Source organism: Dyella jiangningensis (assembly GCF_003264855.1).
Taxonomy (GTDB): domain Bacteria; phylum Pseudomonadota; class Gammaproteobacteria; order Xanthomonadales; family Rhodanobacteraceae; genus Dyella; species Dyella jiangningensis_C.
The window spans coordinates 1230036-1249105 of sequence record NZ_NFZS01000001.1; the positions used below are offsets into that span (position 1 = coordinate 1230036).

At 65.7% G+C, this 19070-nt stretch carries 17 protein-coding genes; 8 read left to right on the forward strand and 9 right to left on the reverse strand.

All coding sequences use genetic code 11. The features are described from left to right. Window positions 1-187 precede the first annotated feature (187 nt). The 4 genes from sufT to CA260_RS05405 all read left to right on the forward strand — a co-directional run bounded on the left by sufT (window position 188) and on the right by CA260_RS05405 (window position 5801). Window positions 188-745: a putative Fe-S cluster assembly protein SufT gene (sufT, locus tag CA260_RS05390; RefSeq protein WP_111981366.1), complete on the forward strand. Its 558-nt coding sequence runs from the start codon at window positions 188-190 to the stop codon at window positions 743-745. A 216-nt stretch (window positions 746-961) separates the two neighbouring features. Then, window positions 962-1180 carry a YdcH family protein gene (locus CA260_RS05395; RefSeq protein ID WP_111981367.1) on the forward strand — a complete coding sequence of 73 codons (219 nt, stop codon included), beginning with the start codon at window positions 962-964 and terminating at the stop codon, window positions 1178-1180. 84 nt (window positions 1181-1264) lie between these two features. Next, window positions 1265-2386, forward strand: coding sequence for a polyphosphate kinase 2 (gene ppk2 / locus CA260_RS05400; protein ID WP_111981368.1), 1122 nt, complete (start codon window positions 1265-1267; stop codon window positions 2384-2386). Window positions 2387-3146: 760 nt separating this feature from the next. Then, the gene (locus CA260_RS05405; protein WP_172461730.1) at window positions 3147-5801 is read left to right on the forward strand and encodes a protease pro-enzyme activation domain-containing protein; all 2655 of its coding nucleotides are present in this window, start codon (window positions 3147-3149) and stop codon (window positions 5799-5801) included. Between the two features lie 77 nt (window positions 5802-5878). On the opposite strand, the gene CA260_RS05410 is transcribed toward CA260_RS05405, so the two are convergent. The 5 genes from CA260_RS05410 to CA260_RS05430 form a co-directional block, all read right to left on the reverse strand. Beyond that, window positions 5879-6370 carry an asparaginase domain-containing protein gene (locus tag CA260_RS05410; protein WP_038620531.1) on the reverse strand — a complete coding sequence of 164 codons (492 nt, stop codon included), beginning with the start codon at window positions 6368-6370 and terminating at the stop codon, window positions 5879-5881. Between the two features lie 57 nt (window positions 6371-6427). After that, on the reverse strand, window positions 6428-8074 hold the full coding sequence (locus CA260_RS05415; protein WP_111981369.1) for an acyl-CoA dehydrogenase family protein: 1647 nt from the start codon (window positions 8072-8074) through the stop codon (window positions 6428-6430). A 62-nt stretch (window positions 8075-8136) separates the two neighbouring features. Next, on the reverse strand, window positions 8137-8604 hold the full coding sequence (locus CA260_RS05420; protein WP_111981370.1) for a cupin domain-containing protein: 468 nt from the start codon (window positions 8602-8604) through the stop codon (window positions 8137-8139). Between the two features lie 45 nt (window positions 8605-8649). Beyond that, the gene (locus CA260_RS05425) at window positions 8650-9408 is read right to left on the reverse strand and encodes a class I SAM-dependent methyltransferase (RefSeq protein WP_111981371.1); all 759 of its coding nucleotides are present in this window, start codon (window positions 9406-9408) and stop codon (window positions 8650-8652) included. Window positions 9409-9420: 12 nt separating this feature from the next. Further along, window positions 9421-10419: a transporter gene (locus CA260_RS05430; RefSeq protein WP_238149614.1), complete on the reverse strand. Its 999-nt coding sequence runs from the start codon at window positions 10417-10419 to the stop codon at window positions 9421-9423. Window positions 10420-10588: 169 nt separating this feature from the next. Between CA260_RS05430 and CA260_RS05435 the strand changes: the two genes are divergently transcribed. Beyond that, the gene (locus CA260_RS05435) at window positions 10589-12073 is read left to right on the forward strand and encodes a PLP-dependent aminotransferase family protein (RefSeq protein WP_111981372.1); all 1485 of its coding nucleotides are present in this window, start codon (window positions 10589-10591) and stop codon (window positions 12071-12073) included. Between the two features lie 95 nt (window positions 12074-12168). On the opposite strand, the gene CA260_RS05440 is transcribed toward CA260_RS05435, so the two are convergent. Together CA260_RS05440 and wrbA are read right to left on the reverse strand one after the other, a co-directional pair. Continuing rightward, window positions 12169-12516, reverse strand: a complete 348-nt coding sequence (locus CA260_RS05440) for a DUF2069 domain-containing protein (protein ID WP_111981373.1) — start codon at window positions 12514-12516, stop codon at window positions 12169-12171. Next, the gene (gene wrbA / locus CA260_RS05445; protein ID WP_111981374.1) at window positions 12513-13115 is read right to left on the reverse strand and encodes an NAD(P)H:quinone oxidoreductase; all 603 of its coding nucleotides are present in this window, start codon (window positions 13113-13115) and stop codon (window positions 12513-12515) included. Before wrbA ends, CA260_RS05440 begins: the two co-directional genes overlap by 4 nt. A gap of 133 nt (window positions 13116-13248) precedes the next feature. Here wrbA and CA260_RS05450 point away from each other — a divergent pair, with 133 nt between their 5' ends. From CA260_RS05450 to CA260_RS05460, 3 genes are read left to right on the forward strand one after another with little or no spacing between them, the layout of a single operon-like run. Next, a complete protein-coding gene (locus CA260_RS05450; RefSeq protein ID WP_111981375.1) occupies window positions 13249-14526 on the forward strand; it encodes a YihY family inner membrane protein in 1278 nt (425 codons plus the stop codon). Further along, a complete protein-coding gene (locus CA260_RS05455) occupies window positions 14523-15002 on the forward strand; it encodes a TlpA family protein disulfide reductase (RefSeq protein ID WP_111981376.1) in 480 nt (159 codons plus the stop codon). Before CA260_RS05450 ends, CA260_RS05455 begins: the two co-directional genes overlap by 4 nt. 2 nt (window positions 15003-15004) lie before the next feature. Beyond that, the gene (locus tag CA260_RS05460; protein WP_111981377.1) at window positions 15005-15271 is read left to right on the forward strand and encodes an acylphosphatase; all 267 of its coding nucleotides are present in this window, start codon (window positions 15005-15007) and stop codon (window positions 15269-15271) included. A gap of 7 nt (window positions 15272-15278) precedes the next feature. Here CA260_RS05460 and CA260_RS05465 read toward each other — a convergent pair whose 3' ends face one another. Together CA260_RS05465 and ppk2 (CA260_RS05470) are read right to left on the reverse strand one after the other, a co-directional pair. Beyond that, window positions 15279-18086 carry an EAL domain-containing protein gene (locus CA260_RS05465; protein ID WP_111981378.1) on the reverse strand — a complete coding sequence of 936 codons (2808 nt, stop codon included), beginning with the start codon at window positions 18084-18086 and terminating at the stop codon, window positions 15279-15281. A 170-nt stretch (window positions 18087-18256) separates the two neighbouring features. Continuing rightward, window positions 18257-19033 carry a polyphosphate kinase 2 gene (gene ppk2 / locus CA260_RS05470; RefSeq protein ID WP_111981379.1) on the reverse strand — a complete coding sequence of 259 codons (777 nt, stop codon included), beginning with the start codon at window positions 19031-19033 and terminating at the stop codon, window positions 18257-18259. Window positions 19034-19070: the final 37 nt, after the last annotated feature.

Here is a 19070-nt window from a genome sequence, read left to right on the forward strand (position 1 = left end):
AGGGCAGCAGGCACGGGTTCTTCTCTGGCGTAAAACCCCCATGATAGCGCGGCGCCGCAGCGCGGCGCCGCGGCGGCTCTTGAGTTCGGGCCGATCTGGCCTGATGTGGGGAATGTGCGGCCGCGAGGCGGCATACTATGTGGTTTGGCGCGCCCCCCTTTCACCGCGCCCATCGATGAGATTTGGCATGAGCGGTTTCAGTCTTAGCAGCGAACCCTTCACCCTGGAGCGCGACTGCCAGGCGGTCATGGTCCCGCAGGGCGAGACCGTAAGCCTGCCCGCCGGGCAGGTCGGCTACATCACCCAGGCGCTGGGCGGCAGCTTCACGGTGTACGTGGAGGGCAACCTGTTCCGCATCGCCGGCAACGACGCCGACGCGCTGGGCAAGGAACCGCCGCCGCCGATCGAGCTGGCCAGCGATGCCAGCGACGCCGATGTCGAAGAGCTCGTCTGGCAACAGCTGCGCACGGTGTTCGACCCGGAAATCCCCATCAACGTGGTCGAGCTGGGCCTCGTCTACGACGTGAGCATCGAGCAGATCGAGCCGGAGAAGCGCAAGATCTACGTGAAGATGACGCTGACCGCGCCGGGCTGCGGCATGGGCGACATCCTGGTCGATGACGTGCGCACGAAGCTGGAACTCATTCCCACGGTCGCCGAGGCGGATGTCGACCTCGTGTTCGATCCGCCGTGGAACCACTCCATGATGTCGGATATCGCCAAGCTCGAAACGGGGATGCTGTAAGTCAGCTCTTGCTTTTGTAGGAGCGCACCCAGTGCGCGATAAGCCTATGGAGCGCTGAATTCGTTGCGCCGCGATCGTGCACTGGCTGCGCTCCTACAGTGGTGCACGAGTGCGTGAGCACGGAAACAGCGCCGCACATCCCTGCCACAAATCAACATCCCCCGCTCCCATCGACGCCAGACTGCAGCGCAGTCTGACCCAAGTCATGGAGAGCACATGTTTCCTGAGTTCCGCGATCTGATCACCGAGCTTAAAGGCCGTGATCCTCACTTCTCTCGCCTGTTCCATCGCCACAACGATCTGGACCAGGAAATCAAGAACATGGAAATGGGCATCTCGCCCGCCGGCGCGCTGGCCATCGAGCAGCTGAAGAAGGAAAAGCTGCTGCTCAAGGATCAGCTGTACGTCATCCTCCGCCGCGCGTCGGCCGCCTGAACGGCACTCCCGTCGCGCGCATGGCGCCGCACACGCGGTGCCTCCCTTCAACCCACCATTCGGGGTGACGAGATGTCGTCAACCATGCTTCCGCACGAGTCCGAAACAGACCACACCATTATTGATGCCGACGCCGTAGCGAACGATGCGGCGGCCACCGGTATCCCCACGTGGCCGGCAGGGAATGCCCAGGCCGTCGAACGCCGCAGCATCAACGACGCCATCGCCTCGGCGCAGGCCGAGATGGCCGACAGCATGCAAGACGTGCTGATGCAGGCGGCCGCGCACGACGCGGATACCTTGCTCGACAGCGTGAGGACCATCCTCGATGGCCTGTCGCCCGACGATGCCTCGCGTTTCCGCACCCTGGTGCTGGAAGGCGACCCGAACCTGCGGCACGGCGGCAGTCGTCATCCGGACGAGGAGCTCTCGCCGGGCTGGCGCAAGGGCGACTACCCCTATCGGCAGAAGATGTCGCGCCGCAATTACGAGAAGCAGAAATACCGATTGCAGGTGGAGCTGCTGAAGCTGCAGGCATGGGTGCGCGAGACGGGCCAGCGCGTGGTGATCCTGTTCGAGGGTCGCGATGCGGCAGGCAAGGGCGGCGCCATCAAGCGTTTCATGGAGCACCTCAATCCGCGTGGTGCGCGCGTGGTCGCGTTGGAGAAGCCCACTGAAGCCGAGCGCGGCCAATGGTATTTCCAGCGTTATATCCAACACCTGCCGACGTCCGGTGAAATCGTGCTGTTCGACCGCAGCTGGTACAACCGGGCAGGCGTCGAACACGTGATGGGTTTTTGCACGAAGAAGGAGTACGAGGATTTCATGCGCCAGGTACCGGAGTTCGAGCGGCATCTGGTGAACAGCGGCATTCACCTGTTCAAGTTCTGGTTCTCGGTGAGCCGGGAAGAGCAACGGCGTCGCTTCGGCGAGCGAAGGCTGCATCCGTTGAAACAGTGGAAGCTCAGCCCCGTGGATCTTGCCTCGCTCGACAAGTGGGACGCCTATACGCGGGCCAAGGAAGCGATGTTCGCGCATACCGACACGGCGGATTCGCCGTGGATCGTGATCCGCTCCGACTGCAAGAAGCGGGCGCGCCTCAATGCCATGCGCTACGTCCTCAATCGGCTGTCGTATGCCAATCGCGATGGCCAGGTCGTGGGCCTTGCCGATCCCCTGATCGTGGGGCGGGCGTTATTCGGCTGATCGGTTTTCCTTCTTGACCGAGAAAGGCGCGATGAAAACCATCGCGCCTTTTTTCATGCATGGAATGTCCGAAGCGCCGAAGCGCTCACTTCGCGAACGATGAAACCTGCGAGTCGATGACGGCGGAATTTAATTTCGATTTATCTATGTCAAATGACGATGTGATCGAAGTCGCTAAATGCACGCAATTTCTTTCGCGCTCATTGGCGTGCATGCGTCGTCACGGCGCCGCGACGATCGAAAAAATTCAGATCGATGGAAATGAAGCAGGCCAACATTCTCTGCTTTTGATGATACGAATGGGCTTGTTCTGCCTATTTGCGTAAGTCCTTGAATCGAAGCGTTTGCGTGCCTCGATGCGCATCGAAAGCTACGCGCAAGAAACGCAAAATCCGGCGTTTCAAACTGCAAAAACCGCATCAATTTGCCTGTTTTTTCGCTTTTTGCGAAAGCCTTTCGCCAACATTGACGCTCCGCATTTTCTTAATTAGCGTCCATTGATCCGACGACGGGAGGGTTGACGGATGGTCCATTAGCGATGCCAACACGGGCATTCGATCACGTGAGCGTCGTTTAGCGAGTCTGCGCCAGCGCACAACGTTCCAGGGACGGCAGGGGGAAGGCGAGTACTGGCGCCTATCGGATCGCAAGACAGTCACCAAAGCTGAGGCCGCGCCCATCGCGGCAACCCGAGTCCATGTGGCGCAAAAACGCGCTGCACGGGACGGTTTTGTCCTCAAAAAATGTCAAGGAGACAAGAATGACTGTTCGTATCGATTTGCGGGGAAAGGCTGTACGAAAAGCGCTGCTGCCGCTGGCCCTGTCGTTCGCGATGGTCGGAGGCGTGGCGCACGCGGCGGGTACCGATGCATGGGTGGGTACGCGCACGCAGGCTGCGATGACACGCACCGTGGCGCCTGCCACGGCTGCGACGACGGCGACCACTCATCCGACGTGGACGCTGAGCCTGCACGGTGCACCTACCGTGGATGCCGCCACGGTGGCGCCGCTGGAAGCCAGCAAGCCCATGCACGTGGAAGTGAGCTTGAACCTGCGCAACGTGGATGAGCTGGAAGCGTTCCTGCATGCCGTCAACGACCCGGCGAGCCCGCAGTACCACCATTTCCTGACGCCCGCGCAGTTCAAGGCGCGCTATGCGCCGACGGATGCGGATGCGGCCAAGGTTGCTGCGCACCTGCGTCAGTCCGGCTTTACCAACGTGCAGGTGGCATCCAACAACCTGCTGGTGTCGGCCGACGGCAATGCCAATACGGTGAATGCCGCGTTCCGCACCACCATGCGCACGTTCGCGTTTGGCGGCAAGCAGCGCATCGCCAACGATTCCACGGTGCAGGTGCCGCAGGCACTCGGTGGCATCGTCGATTCGGTGCTCGGCCTGCAGAACGTCAATGTGCCGCACACCATGCACCGCATCCTCGGTCCGGTGCAGCCGCATGCCGGCGCCAATCACGTGGGCGTGCAGGCGACCGGCAGCCAGGTATCGCACAGTCCGACCGATTTCCCGGCGATCTATGACGCAGGCAGCACGCCAACAGCGTCCGGTACTACGGTGGGCATCATCACCTGGGGCGACATGACCCAGACCATCACCGACCTCGGCACGTTCACCAGCAACGCCGGCATGGGCACGGTGAACACCCAGGTGGTGAAGACGGGCAGCAACACCTATGCCGACGATCCCAATGGCGATGGCGAGTGGAACCTGGACAGCCAGACCATCGTCGGCACGTCCGGCGGCGTGGGCAAGCTGATCTTCTACTCCGCGCCGAACTGCTCGAACGACAGCTGCCTTACCGACGCGGCCATCACGGCTTCCTACAACCGCGCCGTCACCGACAACGTGGCCAAGGTGATCAACGTGTCGCTGGGCGAGGACGAGTCCGCCGCCAACAGCTCCGGCACGCAGGCCGCCGACGACAAGATCTTTGCCCAGGCCGTGGCGCAGGGCCAGACCTTCTCGATCGCGTCCGGTGACGCGGGCGTCTATCAGTGGTCGAGCGATCCCACCGAGGGTGCGCCGGGCTATGTCACCAACTCGGCGGGCACCGTGGAGATCTCGCTCAGCCATTACTCGGTGAGCGAGCCGGCGACCTCGCCGAACGTCGTCGCCGTGGGCGGCACCACGCTCAGCACCAGCGGCACCACCTGGACCGGCGAGACGGTGTGGAACGAAGGCCTCGCGACCATCGATGCGGCCGGCGGCGACAACAACAAGCGCCTGTGGGCCACCGGGGGTGGCGTCAGCCTGTTCGAGACCGCGCCGGCGTGGCAGACCACGGCGCTGGGTTCCTCGGTGACCAAGCGCCAGGTGCCCGACCTCGCGTTCGATGCCGCGCAGTCCACCGGCGCCAACATCATCATCCAGGGCCAGACCTACCAGATCGGCGGCACCAGCCTCGCTTCGCCGATCTTCGTGGGCATCTGGGCGCGCATTCTCTCGGCCAACGGCAACACGCTGGGCCTGCCGACGCAGAACATGTATGCGCATTTCCCCTCCGACGCGACGCCGCTGCATGACGTCACCTCGGGCAACAACGGCTACAACGGCTACGGCTACACGGCCAAGGCCGGCTTCGACAACGCCACCGGCTGGGGCAGCCTGGATATCGCCAAGTTCAAGAGCTACGTGACCCAGTATTGGGGCGGTGGCGGCTCGACCGGCGGCACGCCGACGGCGAATTTCAGCGTCGTCACCAACGGCCTGACCGCGACCTTCACCGACAGCTCCACCGACAGCGGCGGGACGATCTCCTCACACGCGTGGACCTTTGGCGATGGCGGCACGTCCACGGCCACCAGCCCCAGCCACACCTACGCCGCGGCAGGCACCTACAACGTGACCGAGACAGTGACGGACAGCGCGAGCGGCAAGACGTCGAGCAAGACATCGTCGGTGACGGTGACCGGCAGCTCGCCATCGCAGTTGCTCGGCAATCCCGGCTTCGAAAGCGGCACGGCGAGCCCATGGTCGATGAGCGCGAGCGTGCTGTGCAGCAACAGCACGTGCAGCGGCGAGACGGCGCATGGCGGTACGTGGTTCGCGTGGCTGGATGGTTACGGCCAGTCGCATACCGATACGGTGTCGCAGCAGGTCGCTATCCCGAGCGGCAAGAGCACGGCGACGTTGTCGTTCTATCTGCACGTCGATACGGCTGAAACCACCACGACCACCGCGTACGACAAGCTGACGGTTCAGGTGCTCAACAGCAGCGGTACGGTGCTGAAGACGCTGGCCACCTACTCGAACCTCAACGCGGCGTCGGGCTATACGCAGCGCACGTTCGACCTCAGCGCCTATATCGGCCAGACGGTGACGATCAAGTTCACCGGCACGGAAGATTCGTCGCTGCAGACCTCGTTCGTGCTGGATGACGCGAGCCTGATCGCGCAGTAAGCCGCAAGCGTTCGAGGCAACAAAAAGGCCCGGTCAGCGATGACCGGGCCTTTCTCGTGCAAACGGGGCGACGAAGTTTAGCCGGCCGATTCCTCGAAGCGGTTCGCTTCGCGGTTCTTGCGCACCTTGAGCGGATCCCACACGCGGCCGTTCATGGTGATGTAGACGCCGTCGGGCAGCGTCTGCACGGCGGCGACGGCGCAGCCGATGTTGAACACCGCGTCCGAGCCCTGGAAACGCGCGGGATTCAGCGCGCCCGTGAGCACGATCACCTTGCCCTTGATCTGGGAAAGTTCGCGCGCAGTCTCGACCATGGTGTCGGTGCCGTGCGTGACCAGCACATGGCGATGCGGCTGCGCCTCGATGGTGGAACGCACCAGCGCGCGGTCCTCTTCGGTGATGTGCAGGCTGTCCTTGCGCAGGATCGGGATCACGTCGAACTGGAAGGCCACGCCGAGCTGACCGAGGATCTCGCCGATCTGCGGCGCGCCGATCTTGTAGTCCGACTTGTCGTCGAAGTAGATCTTGTCGATGGTGCCGCCGGTGGTGACGATGGTCAGATGCTGCATGGTCGGGAACCGCAAGGTGGGGAAGCGGGCATTTTAGCGGGTGGCGGCCCTTCGTGCTCAGTGGGGTCCGAGCAGCAGGGCGGTATCGGTGGCGTCGGTGGCGCCCAGGCGTAGCAGCCCATGCGCCACGAAGCGCCGCAGGGCCGCGCCGTTGCGTGCGCCGCCGTGAGGCGCCGCCCAGGTGTCGTGCCGGGCCAGCAAGGCCGCCGCGGCGCAGCGCGCCAGGGTGAAGGCGAGGCCGCGTGCGCTCGCTTCCAGCGTATCGCGCTGGTTGGCGTGTTGGTTCACGTGGGCAGTGGCGGCATCCAGCGCGGCGTGGATGACCTGTCGCGCATGGGCGTTGATGCTGTCGGCCAGCCAGCCCTCGATCGCGGTGCGCAGCGCGCCGAGGTTATCGCCGGCGAGCGCACGCAGGCTGTCCAGCGACAGCACATTGGTGGTGCCTTCCCAGATCGCGTAGACCTGTGCATCGCGCAACAGCTGGGGCAGGCCGGTGTCCTCGATGTAGCCTGCGCCACCGAAACACTCCAGCGCTTCGGAACACAGCTTCACCGCCATCTTGCCGGTCCACAGCTTGGCCAGCGGCGTGAGCAGGCGCAGCAGGGCGGCTTCATGCGGTTGCGCCGCGCCGTGTTCCACGCGACCGAGCAGGTGGGCCACTTCGAAGGTCAGCGCGAACGCGGCCTCGAATTCGGCCTGCATGTCCGCCAGGGTCTGGGCATGCAGCGGTTGGGCGATCAGCGGCTTGCCGAAAGCCTCGCGACGGGTGGCGTAGTCGCGTGCGAGGGTCAGTGCGCGTGCCATGCTCGCCGTCGCGCATACCGCATTCCAGGTGCGTGTGATGTTGAGCATCGGCGCCACCTGCCGCACGCCATGGGCGAGTTCGCCCAGAGGCCATGCCGGCAGACCGTCGAGATGGATCTCCGCGGTGGGCAGCTCGTGCGTGCCGAGCTTGTCCTTGAGGCGATCGATGATCAGCTCGGGCTTGCGTCGCGCGCCGTCCATCGTTTCCACGTAGAACAGCGCGAGCGCACCCGCGCCGCGGTCCGCCCCTTCCGGACGCGCCAGGCCGAGCGCGACTTCGCCCACCACGGCCGAACTGAACCACTTGCGTCCATACAGGCGCCACTGGCCGGAGGCATCCTGGCGCGCCACCGTTTCGGTGTTGCCGACGTCGGAGCCGCCATGGTTTTCGGTCATCCACTGGCCGCTGAGCCAGAAGGTGGAAGCATCGCGGCTCAACAGATGCGGCAGCGCGCGATCCATCAGTGCCTTGTTGCCCGACGCCTTCAACGCGGTGGCCGCGCCATCCGTCATCGCCAGCGGGCAGGTATAGAACTCGCTGGCCAGGTGATAGAGATAGACGCGCGCGAATTCCTCCAGCCGCGCGTGCTCGCTCGCTTCATGGCCGGCGGCAAGTACCGCGTGCCGCGTGGTGATGTGCGGACCTTCCTGCCACGCCTCGGTGAGTTCGATGCGATCGACGCGGTTGCCCCAGGCGTCCCACTGCGTGAGCACCGGCTTGCGTCGCGTGGTGCGGCAGGCGCGCTGCCAGGCCATCTGCGCGTAGTCGCCGAGTGCCTGCAGGTCGGGTTCCAGCGCCGCCCGCCGCACGGGTGGCAGGGCGCGCTCCAGCATGGCGTGCAGCAGGCGGTCTTCGCGGTACGGGTTCGCGAGCTGCGGCGGATCTTGCACGAATCCCATGGTCGGCCCTCGGCGGATCGGTCGCACGAGTATAGGCACGTAGGTGTTGGCGAGGCGTGGGCTCAGCCCGGGCGGATCGCGCCGAAGTCCACCAGGTCTTCCTGCTTGCCATTGACGTACAGGCGCAGCTGTCGGCGCGGGTAATCGCACACGTCCTGCGCCAGCCGCTGGCCCATCACCAGCAGCACCAGCGGTTCGTCGCCGCTGTTGGTCACCACGTGCGCGGGCCCGTTGCGTGCGAAGCCCAGGAAATCGCCGGCGCCGATGGCGTGTGGCGTGTCGTCGATGACCGCCGTGCCTCGGCCGGACAGCACGTACACGCATTCTTCCTCGTACAGGTGCCGGTGGTACTCGCTGGAATCGTGGCCCGGCTGCAGCTCGATGCGATGCACGCCGATCTGCGTGAGTCCGGTGGCATCGTCCAGCGACTTGCGGTGCCGCACGCCGTTGGGGTTGAGTGGATGGACGCTGCGCGTGGCCGGCATGGCCTCAATGTCGTCGGCCTTGAGCAACTCGCGGGGTGCACTCATCGCGTCGGTCCTGGGCTGGGGAAGCCCCAGCGTATCGCGGCGATGTCAGGGCTTGGTGAACTTGAGGATGAAGCGATCGGTATGGCTGCGAATGGACGGATCGCGGATGCCCAGCGTGTGCGTGTCGGCAGGATTGCGCAGCGCGTCGCTTTCGCCCTCGTAGTGGAAGCCGGCGGCAGTAAGTTCCGCCTTGACCGTCGCGGGGTCGATGCGGTGCAGGTCGTCGGTATGGCTGACGCCACTGCCGGCTGCGGCCGCATGGTCCAGCACGATCAGCGTGCCGTGGGGCTTGAGGGCGTTGAACAGCGCAGCGTCGACCTTGGCGATGTCCGGCGAGCCCATGAACGGATCGTGCAGGTCGTGATAGTTCTGCGAGGTCCAGATCACGTCGACCTTCTCAGGCACGCTCATCGCGGATACCGGCTGCACCAGCACTACGACGTTCGCATAGGCGGGCGTACCCGCGAAGCTGCGCAGGCTCTGCAGGCCCTTGGGCGCTGCCTTGTCCATCTCGGCTGGTTGCAGCGCATAGACCTTGCCGTCGGGCCCGGCCAGCTTGCTGAAGAGGCGCGTGTAGTAGCCCTTGCCCGGCATCAGGTCCACCACCTTGTCGCCCGGGCGGATATCGGCGAAGGCGAGCACTTCCGCCACGTGGCGACTGTCGTCGAGCGCGCGGTCGTCGGCGGGACGCCCAGGGTCGGCGATCGCCAGGCCGATGCGCGATGGCAGTTCCACCGCCATTGCCGCGGTGGCGGCGAGGAAGGCACAGGAAGCAAGCAGGACCACGCGCGATGGACGAGTCATGGCAACACTCCTTTAGTGGACATAGTTGAGCGCGATCGCCGGCGTGATCGAAGACGGCGTGTGATGACCGCCGAAGATCACACGGGTGCCGAGCAGCACGCCGATGTTGGGCGTCCAGTTGTACTCGATGGCGGGCGCGACGCCCCAATAGTCACTCGTACCGGAATTCATGTGCAGATCGCGTGGCAGCGGCGGGCCGCCGAAGGGATCGATGAGGTCCTGGCCGGTGACGCGCGTGTTGCCGTTGTGGTTGTAGAGGCCATCCAGCGCGAGCACCCAGCGCTGCGTGAGGCTGTATTCGGCCGCCACGTCGATGCCATAGCTGTTGCCGGGCCGGGCGTGGCCGTGAAAGCTGTTGCTGGTGCCATACACACTGGTGCCGTGTACGTCGGTGCCGCCGGAGTACGACGCCGTGAGGTTCAGGCGCAGGCGCAGGATGCGTCCGTTCGGCATCCACAGATAGGTCTGCGCGTTGAAGCCCAGCGTCGTGGTGTATACGCCGCTACCCATGCCATCGGCAGGGCGGTTGCCCAGCCGGTCGTATTTACCGGTGGGCAGCGTCTCCTGCAGCATGATGGCGGTGCTCGGCACCCAGCTGTCGTCATGGAAATGGGTGAACTGATACTGCGCCTGCAGCACGAAATCACCCAGCCCGACGCCGCTGCTGTTGGGTCCGCCATCGACGCGGTTATAGCCGAACACCGGGATGACGCCGATGCTGAAGTTGTTGGCGAGGCCATACACCAGGTACGTGCGCGAACCGTAGCTGTTGGCGTGCGAGGTACGCACGTCGTAGAGGTAGGGCTCGGCCAGGAAGTGACCGGGCGCCCCCGTCTCCGGTGAGTTCGCCATCATGGGGCCTGTCCACCACGCGTCTTCGCGCGACTGCCAGTAGACATCTTCCGCCGCGGGGAGGGAGCGCGCGGGCGACGAAAGCAGTTCCAGCAGCATGGCCAGCGCGAAGACGGCCAGGCGGGACAGGGTGGGGACGACCGGGCGATGAACCTTCACAAGCGCTTCCATGGGCGGGACGGGCGCCACGCTATGTCTCCGGGCGGTCGCCTGAAATATCCACTTTGCTAAGATTCGATATGACCACTTGAGGTCCATGGCGATGTCGTTCGGAGGCGGGGCCGTAGAAGACACGGCCGGGCCTCCCTGGTGCTATCCGGAGATTGCGATGACCCGCGCGAGCACGAGCTTTCTGCCACCGGTCGCCGTGGATCCGGCGTCCGCCACGCCGATGTACCAGCAGCTGTCGGACTGGTTTCGCCGGGCCATCCTCGATGGGCATCTGCGTCCGGGCCAGGCCGTGCCGTCCACCCGCCATCTCGCCGGCGAACTGTGCATCTCGCGCATTCCGGTGCTCAGTGCGTACGACCAGTTGCTGGCGGAGGGCTACCTCGAAACCTTCGCCGGTTCGGGCACGCGGGTGGCTAGGGCGATTCCCAGCATGACGCCGGTGGTGCATCGCCAGCGGGCGGCCGACGAAGGCAAGCCATCGCCCGCGTCGCGACGCATCTCCCACCGCAGCGTGCAGCTGGAAGCACCCGAGCAGACCTGGCTCGACAGCCTCGGCGCGTTTCGCGTGGGCCTGCCCGCGCTGGATCGTTTTCCCACCTCGGTGTGGGCGCGCCTGGTCAGCCGCCACGCTCGGGCATCGAGCGTGGAAACCATGTGCTACGGCGACCCCGTAGGACATTGGCCGCTCCGCGAGGCCGTGGCGAACTACCTCGGCATGTCGCGGTCGGTGCGCTGCGATGCCTCGCAGGTGCTGATCACCACCGGTTCGCAGCAGGCACTGCAGATCTGCGCGCACGTGCTGCTGGATGCCGGCGATCGCGTGTGGATGGAAGACCCGGGATATCCCGGCGCGCACCAGGCGTTCCGCACGGCGGGCGTGCAGATGGTGCCCGTGCCGGTGGACGGCGATGGCATCGACGTCGAAGCGGGCATGCGCCGTGCACGCGGTGCGCGCGCCGCGTACATCTCGCCTTCGCACCAGTTTCCGCTGGGCACCACCATGAGCGCCGCGCGACGCATGCAGCTGCTGGCGTGGGCGGAGCGCGACGACGCGTGGATCATCGAGGACGACTACGACAGCGAATTTCGCTACGGCGGCAAGCCGGTGGCGTCGCTGCAGGGCCTGGATACCGCGCGTCGCGTGATCTACCTCGGCACCTTCAGCAAGGTGATGTATCCGGCCTTGCGCCTCGGCTACATGGTGGTGCCGAAGGATCTCGTGCCTGCCTTCCACGCGGGCCGCGACGCCATCGACACGTTCTCCTCCACGCTGTTCCAGCTCGCCATGACCGATTTCATCCGCGACGGGCATTTCGCGCGGCACATCCGCGCGATGCGCGGCCTTTACCGCGAGCGGCGGGTGGCCTTGATCCAGGCCATCGAGCGATGGCCGGGCGACAGGTTGCGCATCATCGGCGCCGATGCCGGCATGCAACTGGTGGGTCTGTTGCCCGAAGGCACGGATGATGTCGCGTTGTCGCGCGAAGCAGCCACGCATGGCGTCTCGGTGCGTCCGTTGTCGCAGTGCTATCTGGAGTCGCCGGGACGCGCCGGATTGATCCTCGGCTATGGCGGCGTGTCGCCGACGCAGATCGACGAGGGTGTGCGCCGACTCAGCCAATGCCGCGCATTTTCAGTGTAGGAGCGCACCCAGTGCGCGACCGCAGCGTCGCGGTGTTACCGCTTCGTAGGCTTTTCGCGCACTGGGTGCGCTCCTACAAAAGATCGAAGAGCGCTTCAGGCGGTACGCTTGCGCTTCACACCGGCACCGAGCGCACCAATCAAGGTCACGGTGAGCACGATTTCGATCCAGCCCAGCCAGCGTTCGCCGGGCGCGCTCCACGCTTCGCTGATGCCGTGGCTGAAATAGAACAGGCTGAGGATGCCGGCCCACAGCAGGGCACGGCGCACGTCGCGCAACGCGAACAGCGGCAGCAACAGCGGGACCACGGTGATGGCGAGAACCAGCGCCATGGGCATGTGCTGCGCGGGAAACAGCCATCCGTGCCAGGCGAGCTGCAATACCACCAGCGCGGCCCACGCGACGAGGCCCAGACGATAGGTCGGGGTGATGGGTGTACTCATGCGCTGGCGACCAGGCGGCGCGCGACGTCGGCAAGGCGACGGCCCAGCGCGCGGGCGAGTTCGCGCTCATGCTCAGTGATCGTGTTGTCGCCCGTGGGGCCCGCGACGTGGCTGGCGCCATACGGGGTGCCGCCGCTCAGCGTCGCCGTGAGCGCAGGCTCGGTATACGGCAGGCCGACGATCAGCATGCCGTGGTGCAGCAGCGGCAGCGCCATGGTCAGCAGGGTCGATTCCTGGCCGCCATGCATGGTGCTGGTCGCGGTGAACAAGGCGGCCGGCTTGCCGGACAGCACGCCGCTGGCCCATTCCGCGCCGGTGGAATCGATGAAGTACTTCAGCGGCGCCGCCATGTTGCCGAAACGCGTGGGGCTGCCCATGGCCAGGCCGACGCACTCGGCCAGGTCCTGGCGCGTCACGTAGGGCGCGCCTTCTTCGGGTTCGGGCGGCTGGGCGATCTCGGTCACGGGAGCCACCGGCGGCACCTGGCGCAGCCGCGCACGCATGCCGGGGACCTCTTCCACGCCGCGTGCGATGAGGCGCGCGAGCTGCGCGGTATGGCCGGTGCGGCTGTAGTAGAGGACCAGGATGTCGTGGCTCATGGTTTGGGCGATGGCTTGTGATCAGTTAGTGTACCGGCCGACGATGCTCGTGTAGCCCGTCTGTTCACGCACGGCCCACCCCGGCGGGATGCCAGAGCGGGCACCGTTGCTTGGCGCCTTAGAAGGAACCCCCATGGCCTTGCGTTTCGATCGCGATCGCACTCGCAGTTTCAGCCACTTCCTGTGGCAGCGGTTCATCGACGACAAGTGCTTCGAGACCGCCGGCGCGCTGTCCTACACCACGCTGGTGTCGCTGGTACCGTTGATCGTCGCTTCGCTGGCGATCTTCGCCGCATTCCCGGCGTTCGCCGACGCGCGGAGCACGCTGATCGAGTTCGTCTTCAGCAATTTCGTGCCCGCCGCCGGCGAGCGCGTGCAGGAGTACCTCAACGGCTTTGCGGAGAACGCCAGCAAGCTCACCGGCCTCAGCGTGCTGGTGATGTTTTTCAGCGCGCTGTCGATGATGGTGAGCATCGAGGACCGCATGAACCGCATCTGGCGCGTGCAGCGCCAGCGCAGCTGGGTGTCGCGCGTGCTGCTGTACTGGGCGGCGCTCACGCTCGGCCCGGTGCTGGTCGTGGGCGGGTTGGCGGTGGCGTCGTACGCGACTGCGCTGCCGATCCTCAACGAGGCGGCGGGCACGTTGGGGTTGGGCCAGCGACTGTTGGCGACGCTGCCGTTCATCGTCACCTTCCTCACCCTGATGCTGATCTACCTGGTGGTGCCCAACCGCCGGGTGCGCTGGAAGAACGCGGCGACCGGCGCGCTGCTCGGCGCAGTGCTGTTCGAGATCGCACGCTGGGGTTTCGCGCGCTTCATCCATCACGCGCACACCTACCAGCAGGTTTACGGTGCGGCGCTGGCGGCGATTCCGATCTTCCTGCTGTGGATCTATCTCTCGTGGGTGATCGTGATCCTGTGCGCTTCGGTGGCGGCGTCGGTTTCCGCGTTCGACTACGAACCGCCCAGGACCTGCCTGCCCGAAGACGCGGCCTTGCTCGGCCTGCTGCTGGTGCTGGGGCATTTCATCGATGCGCATCGCGAGGGTGCGCAGCTCGACCCGGATCGCGTGCGCGACCGCGTACCGCAACTGCGTGTCGGCGTCATCGCGAATTATTTCGCCGACCTGGAGCGCGCCGACGTGATCCGGCGCGTGGAGGGCGGCGGCTGGGTGCTGTGTCGCAGCCTCGACAACACCGATTTGCTGCGCGTGTATGCTCACTGCGATTACCGCGTGCCACTGCGTCCCTCCGAGGATACGCAGGAATACGGACTGGAACTGCCGGTAGAGCTGGTGTCGCTGCTCGACAGCGCCGCCCGGTCGCTCCACGACAGCCTGCGCACGCGGCTCGACGCGGCTTATCCGCCGGCATCGCCGGCAACGAATGCATCTGAGGATCTCCATCCATGACATTGCTGAAACCGCTTGCCACGCTGGGGCTGCTGCTGGCGTTCGCCGGCAGCGTGCAGGCTGCGATGCCCGAGCAGCCCGCGCTCAAGGTCACCACGCTCGACGGCAAGCCCTACGACCTGGCCAGCCAGCGCGGCAAGTGGGTGATCGTCAATTTCTGGGCCACGTGGTGCGTGCCGTGCATCAAGGAGATGCCCGACATTTCCCGTTTCGCCGCCGCGCACAAGGACAAGGTGAGTGCGATCGGCCTTGCCTACGAGGACAGCGAGAAGGCCGATATCCAGGCCTTCCTGGCGAAGCATCCGGTGAGCTATCCGGTGGCGCAGGTCACGCTGGACAAGCCGCTCACGGATTTCGACGAGCCGCGTGGTCTTCCCACCACCTGGCTGATCGGTCCGGACGGCAAGGTGGCCAAGCGCTTCGTCGGGCCGGTGACGGAAGCCTCGCTCGGCCAGGCCATCGGTGTCGGCAAATAGTCATGCCGGTCGCGCGCTTCCTCGTCAGTGGTAGGGTGCAGGGCGTGTTCTACCGCGCCAGCACCCGCGAACAGGCGTTGGCGTTGGGCTTGCGCGGCCATGCGAAGAATCTCTCCGACGGCCGCGTCGAAGTGATCGCGAGCGGCACGGATGCCGCGCTCGATGCGCTGGAACAGTGGTTGTGGCGTGGCCCGTCGGGCGCACGCGTGGATGACGTGCGACGCGAGCATTGCGACGCGCCGGTCGACGATGCATTCCACACGCGCTGAAGCCGCCCTACGCGGTGGTGGAGCGATCCATCGGCATGAACGGGCGCGGAGCGTCCACGATAAAGCCCTGTGCGAAATCGATGCCGAGTCGCCGCACTTCGTCCAGCAAGGGGCCTGAGCTCACGCATTCGGCGATGGTGCGCTTGCCGGTGGCGTGCCCGAGCTTGTTGATCGCCTCGACCATCGCGTAGTCGATGGGGTCGTGCAGCATGTCCTTCACGAAGCTGCCTTCGATCTTCACGAAGTCCACCGGCAGGTGCTTGAGATAGGTGAAAGACGACATGCCCGCGCCGAAGTCGTCGAGGGAGAAACGGCAACCCAGTGCACGCATGTCCTCGATGAAGGCAATGGCGCGCGAGAGGCTGGAAATGGCGGCGGTTTCGGTGATCTCGAAACAGATCGTCGAAGGCGCGATGCCGAACAGCGCGAACTGCTCGCGCAGGTAGGCCGTGAAGTCCACGTCGCACAGCGACGTGCCGGACAGGTTGATGGAGCAAAGCGGCGGCGTGTTCGTGGGCTCGCGCGTGGCCAGGGTGCGCAAGCCGGTAAAGGCCGCGTGCACCACCCAGCGGTCGATCGAAGGCATCAGGCCGTAGCGTTCCGCGGCAGGGATGAAGGCGCGGGGCGGGATCAGCGAACCATCCTCGTCGCGCATGCGCAGCAGCAGTTCGAAATGCCGCCGGTTCCGCGTCTGCCGCAGGTCGAGGATGTCCTGCGCGTACAGCACCAGCTGGCCTGTCGACAGCGCGCGCTGCAGGCGGCCCACCCAGCACATCTCGGACTGCCGTACGGCGACTTCGTCGTTGTCCAGGTGATAGGTCTGCACGCGGTTGCGGCCCTTCTCCTTGGCCAGATGGCAGGCGGCGTCGGCGGCACCAAGGATGTCGTCGGTGATCGAGCGAGTCGCATCGATGCTCACCATGCCGATGCTGGCGGAGATCACGAAGCTGTGCTGGCGGTAGGCGAAGTGATGGTCGCCAATCGCCGTGCGAAGGCTTTCGGCGACGGCCAAGGCGGCTTCTTCTTCGCAGTTTTCCAGCAGGAACACGAACTCGTCGCCGCCCAGGCGCGCCACGGCATCGGACGAGCGGACCACCGTGCCGAACAGGGCCGCCAATTGGCGCAGCAGCTCGTCGCCGGCGGCGTGGCTGCAGGTGTCGTTGATCACCTTGAACTGGTCGAGATCCACGTACAGCACGGCGAACGAGGAACCTGCGCTCTGTGTGCCGTGCATGGCCTGGGCCAGGCGTCGTTCGAATTCGCGGCGGTTGATCAGACCGGTGAGCGGATCGTGGCTGGCCTGATAGCTGAGTTGCGCGGCGTGCTCGCGCTCGCTGCTCACGTCGCGCATCACCAGCACCACGCCGCTGGTGGCACCCAGGCGATCGCGGATCGGCGTGACGGTGAGGTCGACCGCCACCGACCATCCATCGGCATGCATCAGCAGCAGCTTGTCGGGCGAACCCCATGCCGCCTGTCGCTGCAGTACCTGGCCCACCGGGTCGGACATCGGCTGCCGATTGGCTTCGCTCACGAAGCGGCAGACGGAGGCCACGGGCAACCCATGCGCCAGTTCCATCGACCAGCGTGTCAGGCGTTCGGCGCTGGGGTTGAGGTAGTCGATGAAGCCGCGCGCATCGGTGGTGATCACGGCATCGCCGATCGACTGCAGCGTCACCTCCGCCCGTTCCTTCGCGGCGAACAGCATGGCGTCGGCTTCGCGGCGCTCGGTGATGTCGGTGACCGAGCCCGCCGTGCGCACGGCCATGCCGTCGACGGCGCGGGTGGACGCGCCGCGTGCGTGATACCAGCGGATGCGTCCATCGATACGCGGGACGCGGAACTGCAGGTCCAGCGGATGGCCGCGGCGCACGTGCGCCACCACCGCGCGCCTGGCGACCAGCCGATCGTCAGGATGCAGCCGGCTGAATACGTCGATGGCGTGCGCCGGGCCCTGCTCCTCGGGCATGCCGAGCATCTGGCGCAGGCGCGGCGACAGATAGACCTGCCGGCTGCGTCGGTCCCAGTCCCACAGGCCGTCGTTGCTGCCGGCGACGGCGAGCTGGTATCGATCGTCGCTCGCGCGCAGCTCCTCGACCATGCGTGCGCGCTCGTCCAGCAGTCGGCGGGCACGACGCGTCGCCACCAGCACCAGCAGCGCGCCGATGGCGCACAGCGAGATGCGCAGCAGCGTGGCGGTTTCGCGCGACGCTTTGCCCAGCGCATCGGAAAAGGCGAACTCCAGCGGCGTCAGCCGCGCGTCGAGCACGCGGATGCGATCGCGAGACTGCTCGATCCACAGGCGGTCGCGCTCGCCCGCCAATGCATGGCGATGGATGTCGTCGGCGGCCCGTACCAGTTCGCCGATGACTTCGTCGCCCTCGACCCATGCATCCACCGCCTTGTGGACATCGCGCATGCCGCCCGCGTGGCGATACAGCCGTGTCATGCCCGGCACATCGGCCTCGTCGATGCCGCCACGCACGAACTCGCGGCTGACCACCGACATGTCGGGCGAGGGCTGGTTCAGTTCGAGGCGCGCGCGACGATCGCCCTGCGGTATGGCGATGGCGTTGAGGAACGCCTGGTAATCGTGCTCGGAGAACGTGGTGAGGTAATGCTGAAGCTCCGACACGGCGACCTTCTGGGCCTTCGACCAGTGGCTTTCGCCGCCCACGAAGGCACGCGCCGCGGACATCACGTCCAGGCTGGCCACGCACAGCAGGATCATCACCACGATCACCAGCACGAACGGACCGACGATCGCGTCGCGTTCCCGCCCGGCCAGCGTGGCCCTCAGGCCCCTTGCCGGCATACGTCCTCCCCCCGGGTCTCCATGCGGGCCCTCATGGCTTATCGGCGCCCGGCGTGTCGGCTTTAGTTAGAGGCTGGCGGGCGTGGCGAAGGTCGCGCGGGTGACCGCCGCCTTCACGAGATGAAGAAGCTCGGCCGCGGCGCACTGCATCGGGTCGCCACCTGGCGGGTTCAACCGGCGGTATCGGGCACCCACAGCGCCTTGCTGGTGACGTGCTCGGTCTTGGGCTTGCCCTTGAGCTTGGGCAGCTTGGGTTCGGGAATGTTGACGTCGTGGCGCGGTATCTGTTCCAGCAGATGGCGGATCAGGTTCACGCGCCCGCGTTTCTGGTCGTTGTAGTCGACCACGAACCACGGCGCGTTCGGACGATGCGTGCGCTCGATCATCACGTCGCGCAGATGGCCGATTTCCTCGTACTTCTCGCGCGAGGCGAGGTCGTTGCGCGACAGCTTCCAGCGCTTGAGCGGATCCTTGGCGCGTTCGGAGAAACGTTCTTCCTGCTGCTCCTGGTCCACCGCCAGCCAGTACTTCAGCAGGATGATGCCATCGTCGGTGAGCAGCTTCTCGAACGCCGGCACCGCCGCCATGAAGGCCTTGTACTGCGCCTTGGTGCAGAAGCCCATCGCCGGTTCCACCACGGCGCGGTTGTACCAGCTGCGATCGAACAGCACGAGTTCGCCCGCGCTGGGCAGATGCTCCACGTAGCGCTGGAAATACCACTGCGTGGTTTCGGTTTCGCTAGGCTTGGGCAGCGACGCGATGCGATAGCCGCGCGTGTCCATCGATTCGGTGATGGCCTTGATGGTGCCGCCCTTGCCGGCCGCATCGCGTCCTTCGAACACCACCACCAGGCGCTGCCCGCCGTGCCGAAGCCAGCGGTTGAGGCTCGCCAGTTCCAGCTGCAGTTCTTCCATCGCACGGCGATAGCTCTTGTCCTTCTTGGCCATGGCGGGAATCTCCTTGAAGGGAAGGAACCTGCATTGT

Bases quoted from the DNA above. Each gene is read 5' to 3' on its own strand.
- sufT (WP_111981366.1), top strand. From the start codon at position 188: ATGAGCGGTTTCAGTCTTAGCAGCGAACCCTTCACCCTGGAGCGCGAC.
- CA260_RS05395 (WP_111981367.1), top strand. From the start codon at position 962: ATGTTTCCTGAGTTCCGCGATCTGATCACCGAGCTTAAAGGCCGTGAT.
- ppk2 (WP_111981368.1), top strand. From the start codon at position 1,265: ATGCTTCCGCACGAGTCCGAAACAGACCACACCATTATTGATGCCGAC.
- CA260_RS05405 (WP_172461730.1), top strand. From the start codon at position 3,147: ATGACTGTTCGTATCGATTTGCGGGGAAAGGCTGTACGAAAAGCGCTG.
- CA260_RS05410 (WP_038620531.1), bottom strand. From the start codon at position 6,370: ATGCAGCATCTGACCATCGTCACCACCGGCGGCACCATCGACAAGATC.
- CA260_RS05415 (WP_111981369.1), bottom strand. From the start codon at position 8,074: ATGGGATTCGTGCAAGATCCGCCGCAGCTCGCGAACCCGTACCGCGAA.
- CA260_RS05420 (WP_111981370.1), bottom strand. From the start codon at position 8,604: ATGAGTGCACCCCGCGAGTTGCTCAAGGCCGACGACATTGAGGCCATG.
- CA260_RS05425 (WP_111981371.1), bottom strand. From the start codon at position 9,408: ATGACTCGTCCATCGCGCGTGGTCCTGCTTGCTTCCTGTGCCTTCCTC.
- CA260_RS05435 (WP_111981372.1), top strand. From the start codon at position 10,589: ATGACCCGCGCGAGCACGAGCTTTCTGCCACCGGTCGCCGTGGATCCG.
- CA260_RS05440 (WP_111981373.1), bottom strand. From the start codon at position 12,516: ATGAGTACACCCATCACCCCGACCTATCGTCTGGGCCTCGTCGCGTGG.
- wrbA (WP_111981374.1), bottom strand. From the start codon at position 13,115: ATGAGCCACGACATCCTGGTCCTCTACTACAGCCGCACCGGCCATACC.
- CA260_RS05450 (WP_111981375.1), top strand. From the start codon at position 13,249: ATGGCCTTGCGTTTCGATCGCGATCGCACTCGCAGTTTCAGCCACTTC.
- CA260_RS05455 (WP_111981376.1), top strand. From the start codon at position 14,523: ATGACATTGCTGAAACCGCTTGCCACGCTGGGGCTGCTGCTGGCGTTC.
- CA260_RS05460 (WP_111981377.1), top strand. From the start codon at position 15,005: ATGCCGGTCGCGCGCTTCCTCGTCAGTGGTAGGGTGCAGGGCGTGTTC.
- CA260_RS05465 (WP_111981378.1), bottom strand. From the start codon at position 18,086: ATGCCGGCAAGGGGCCTGAGGGCCACGCTGGCCGGGCGGGAACGCGAC.
- ppk2 (WP_111981379.1), bottom strand. From the start codon at position 19,033: ATGGCCAAGAAGGACAAGAGCTATCGCCGTGCGATGGAAGAACTGCAG.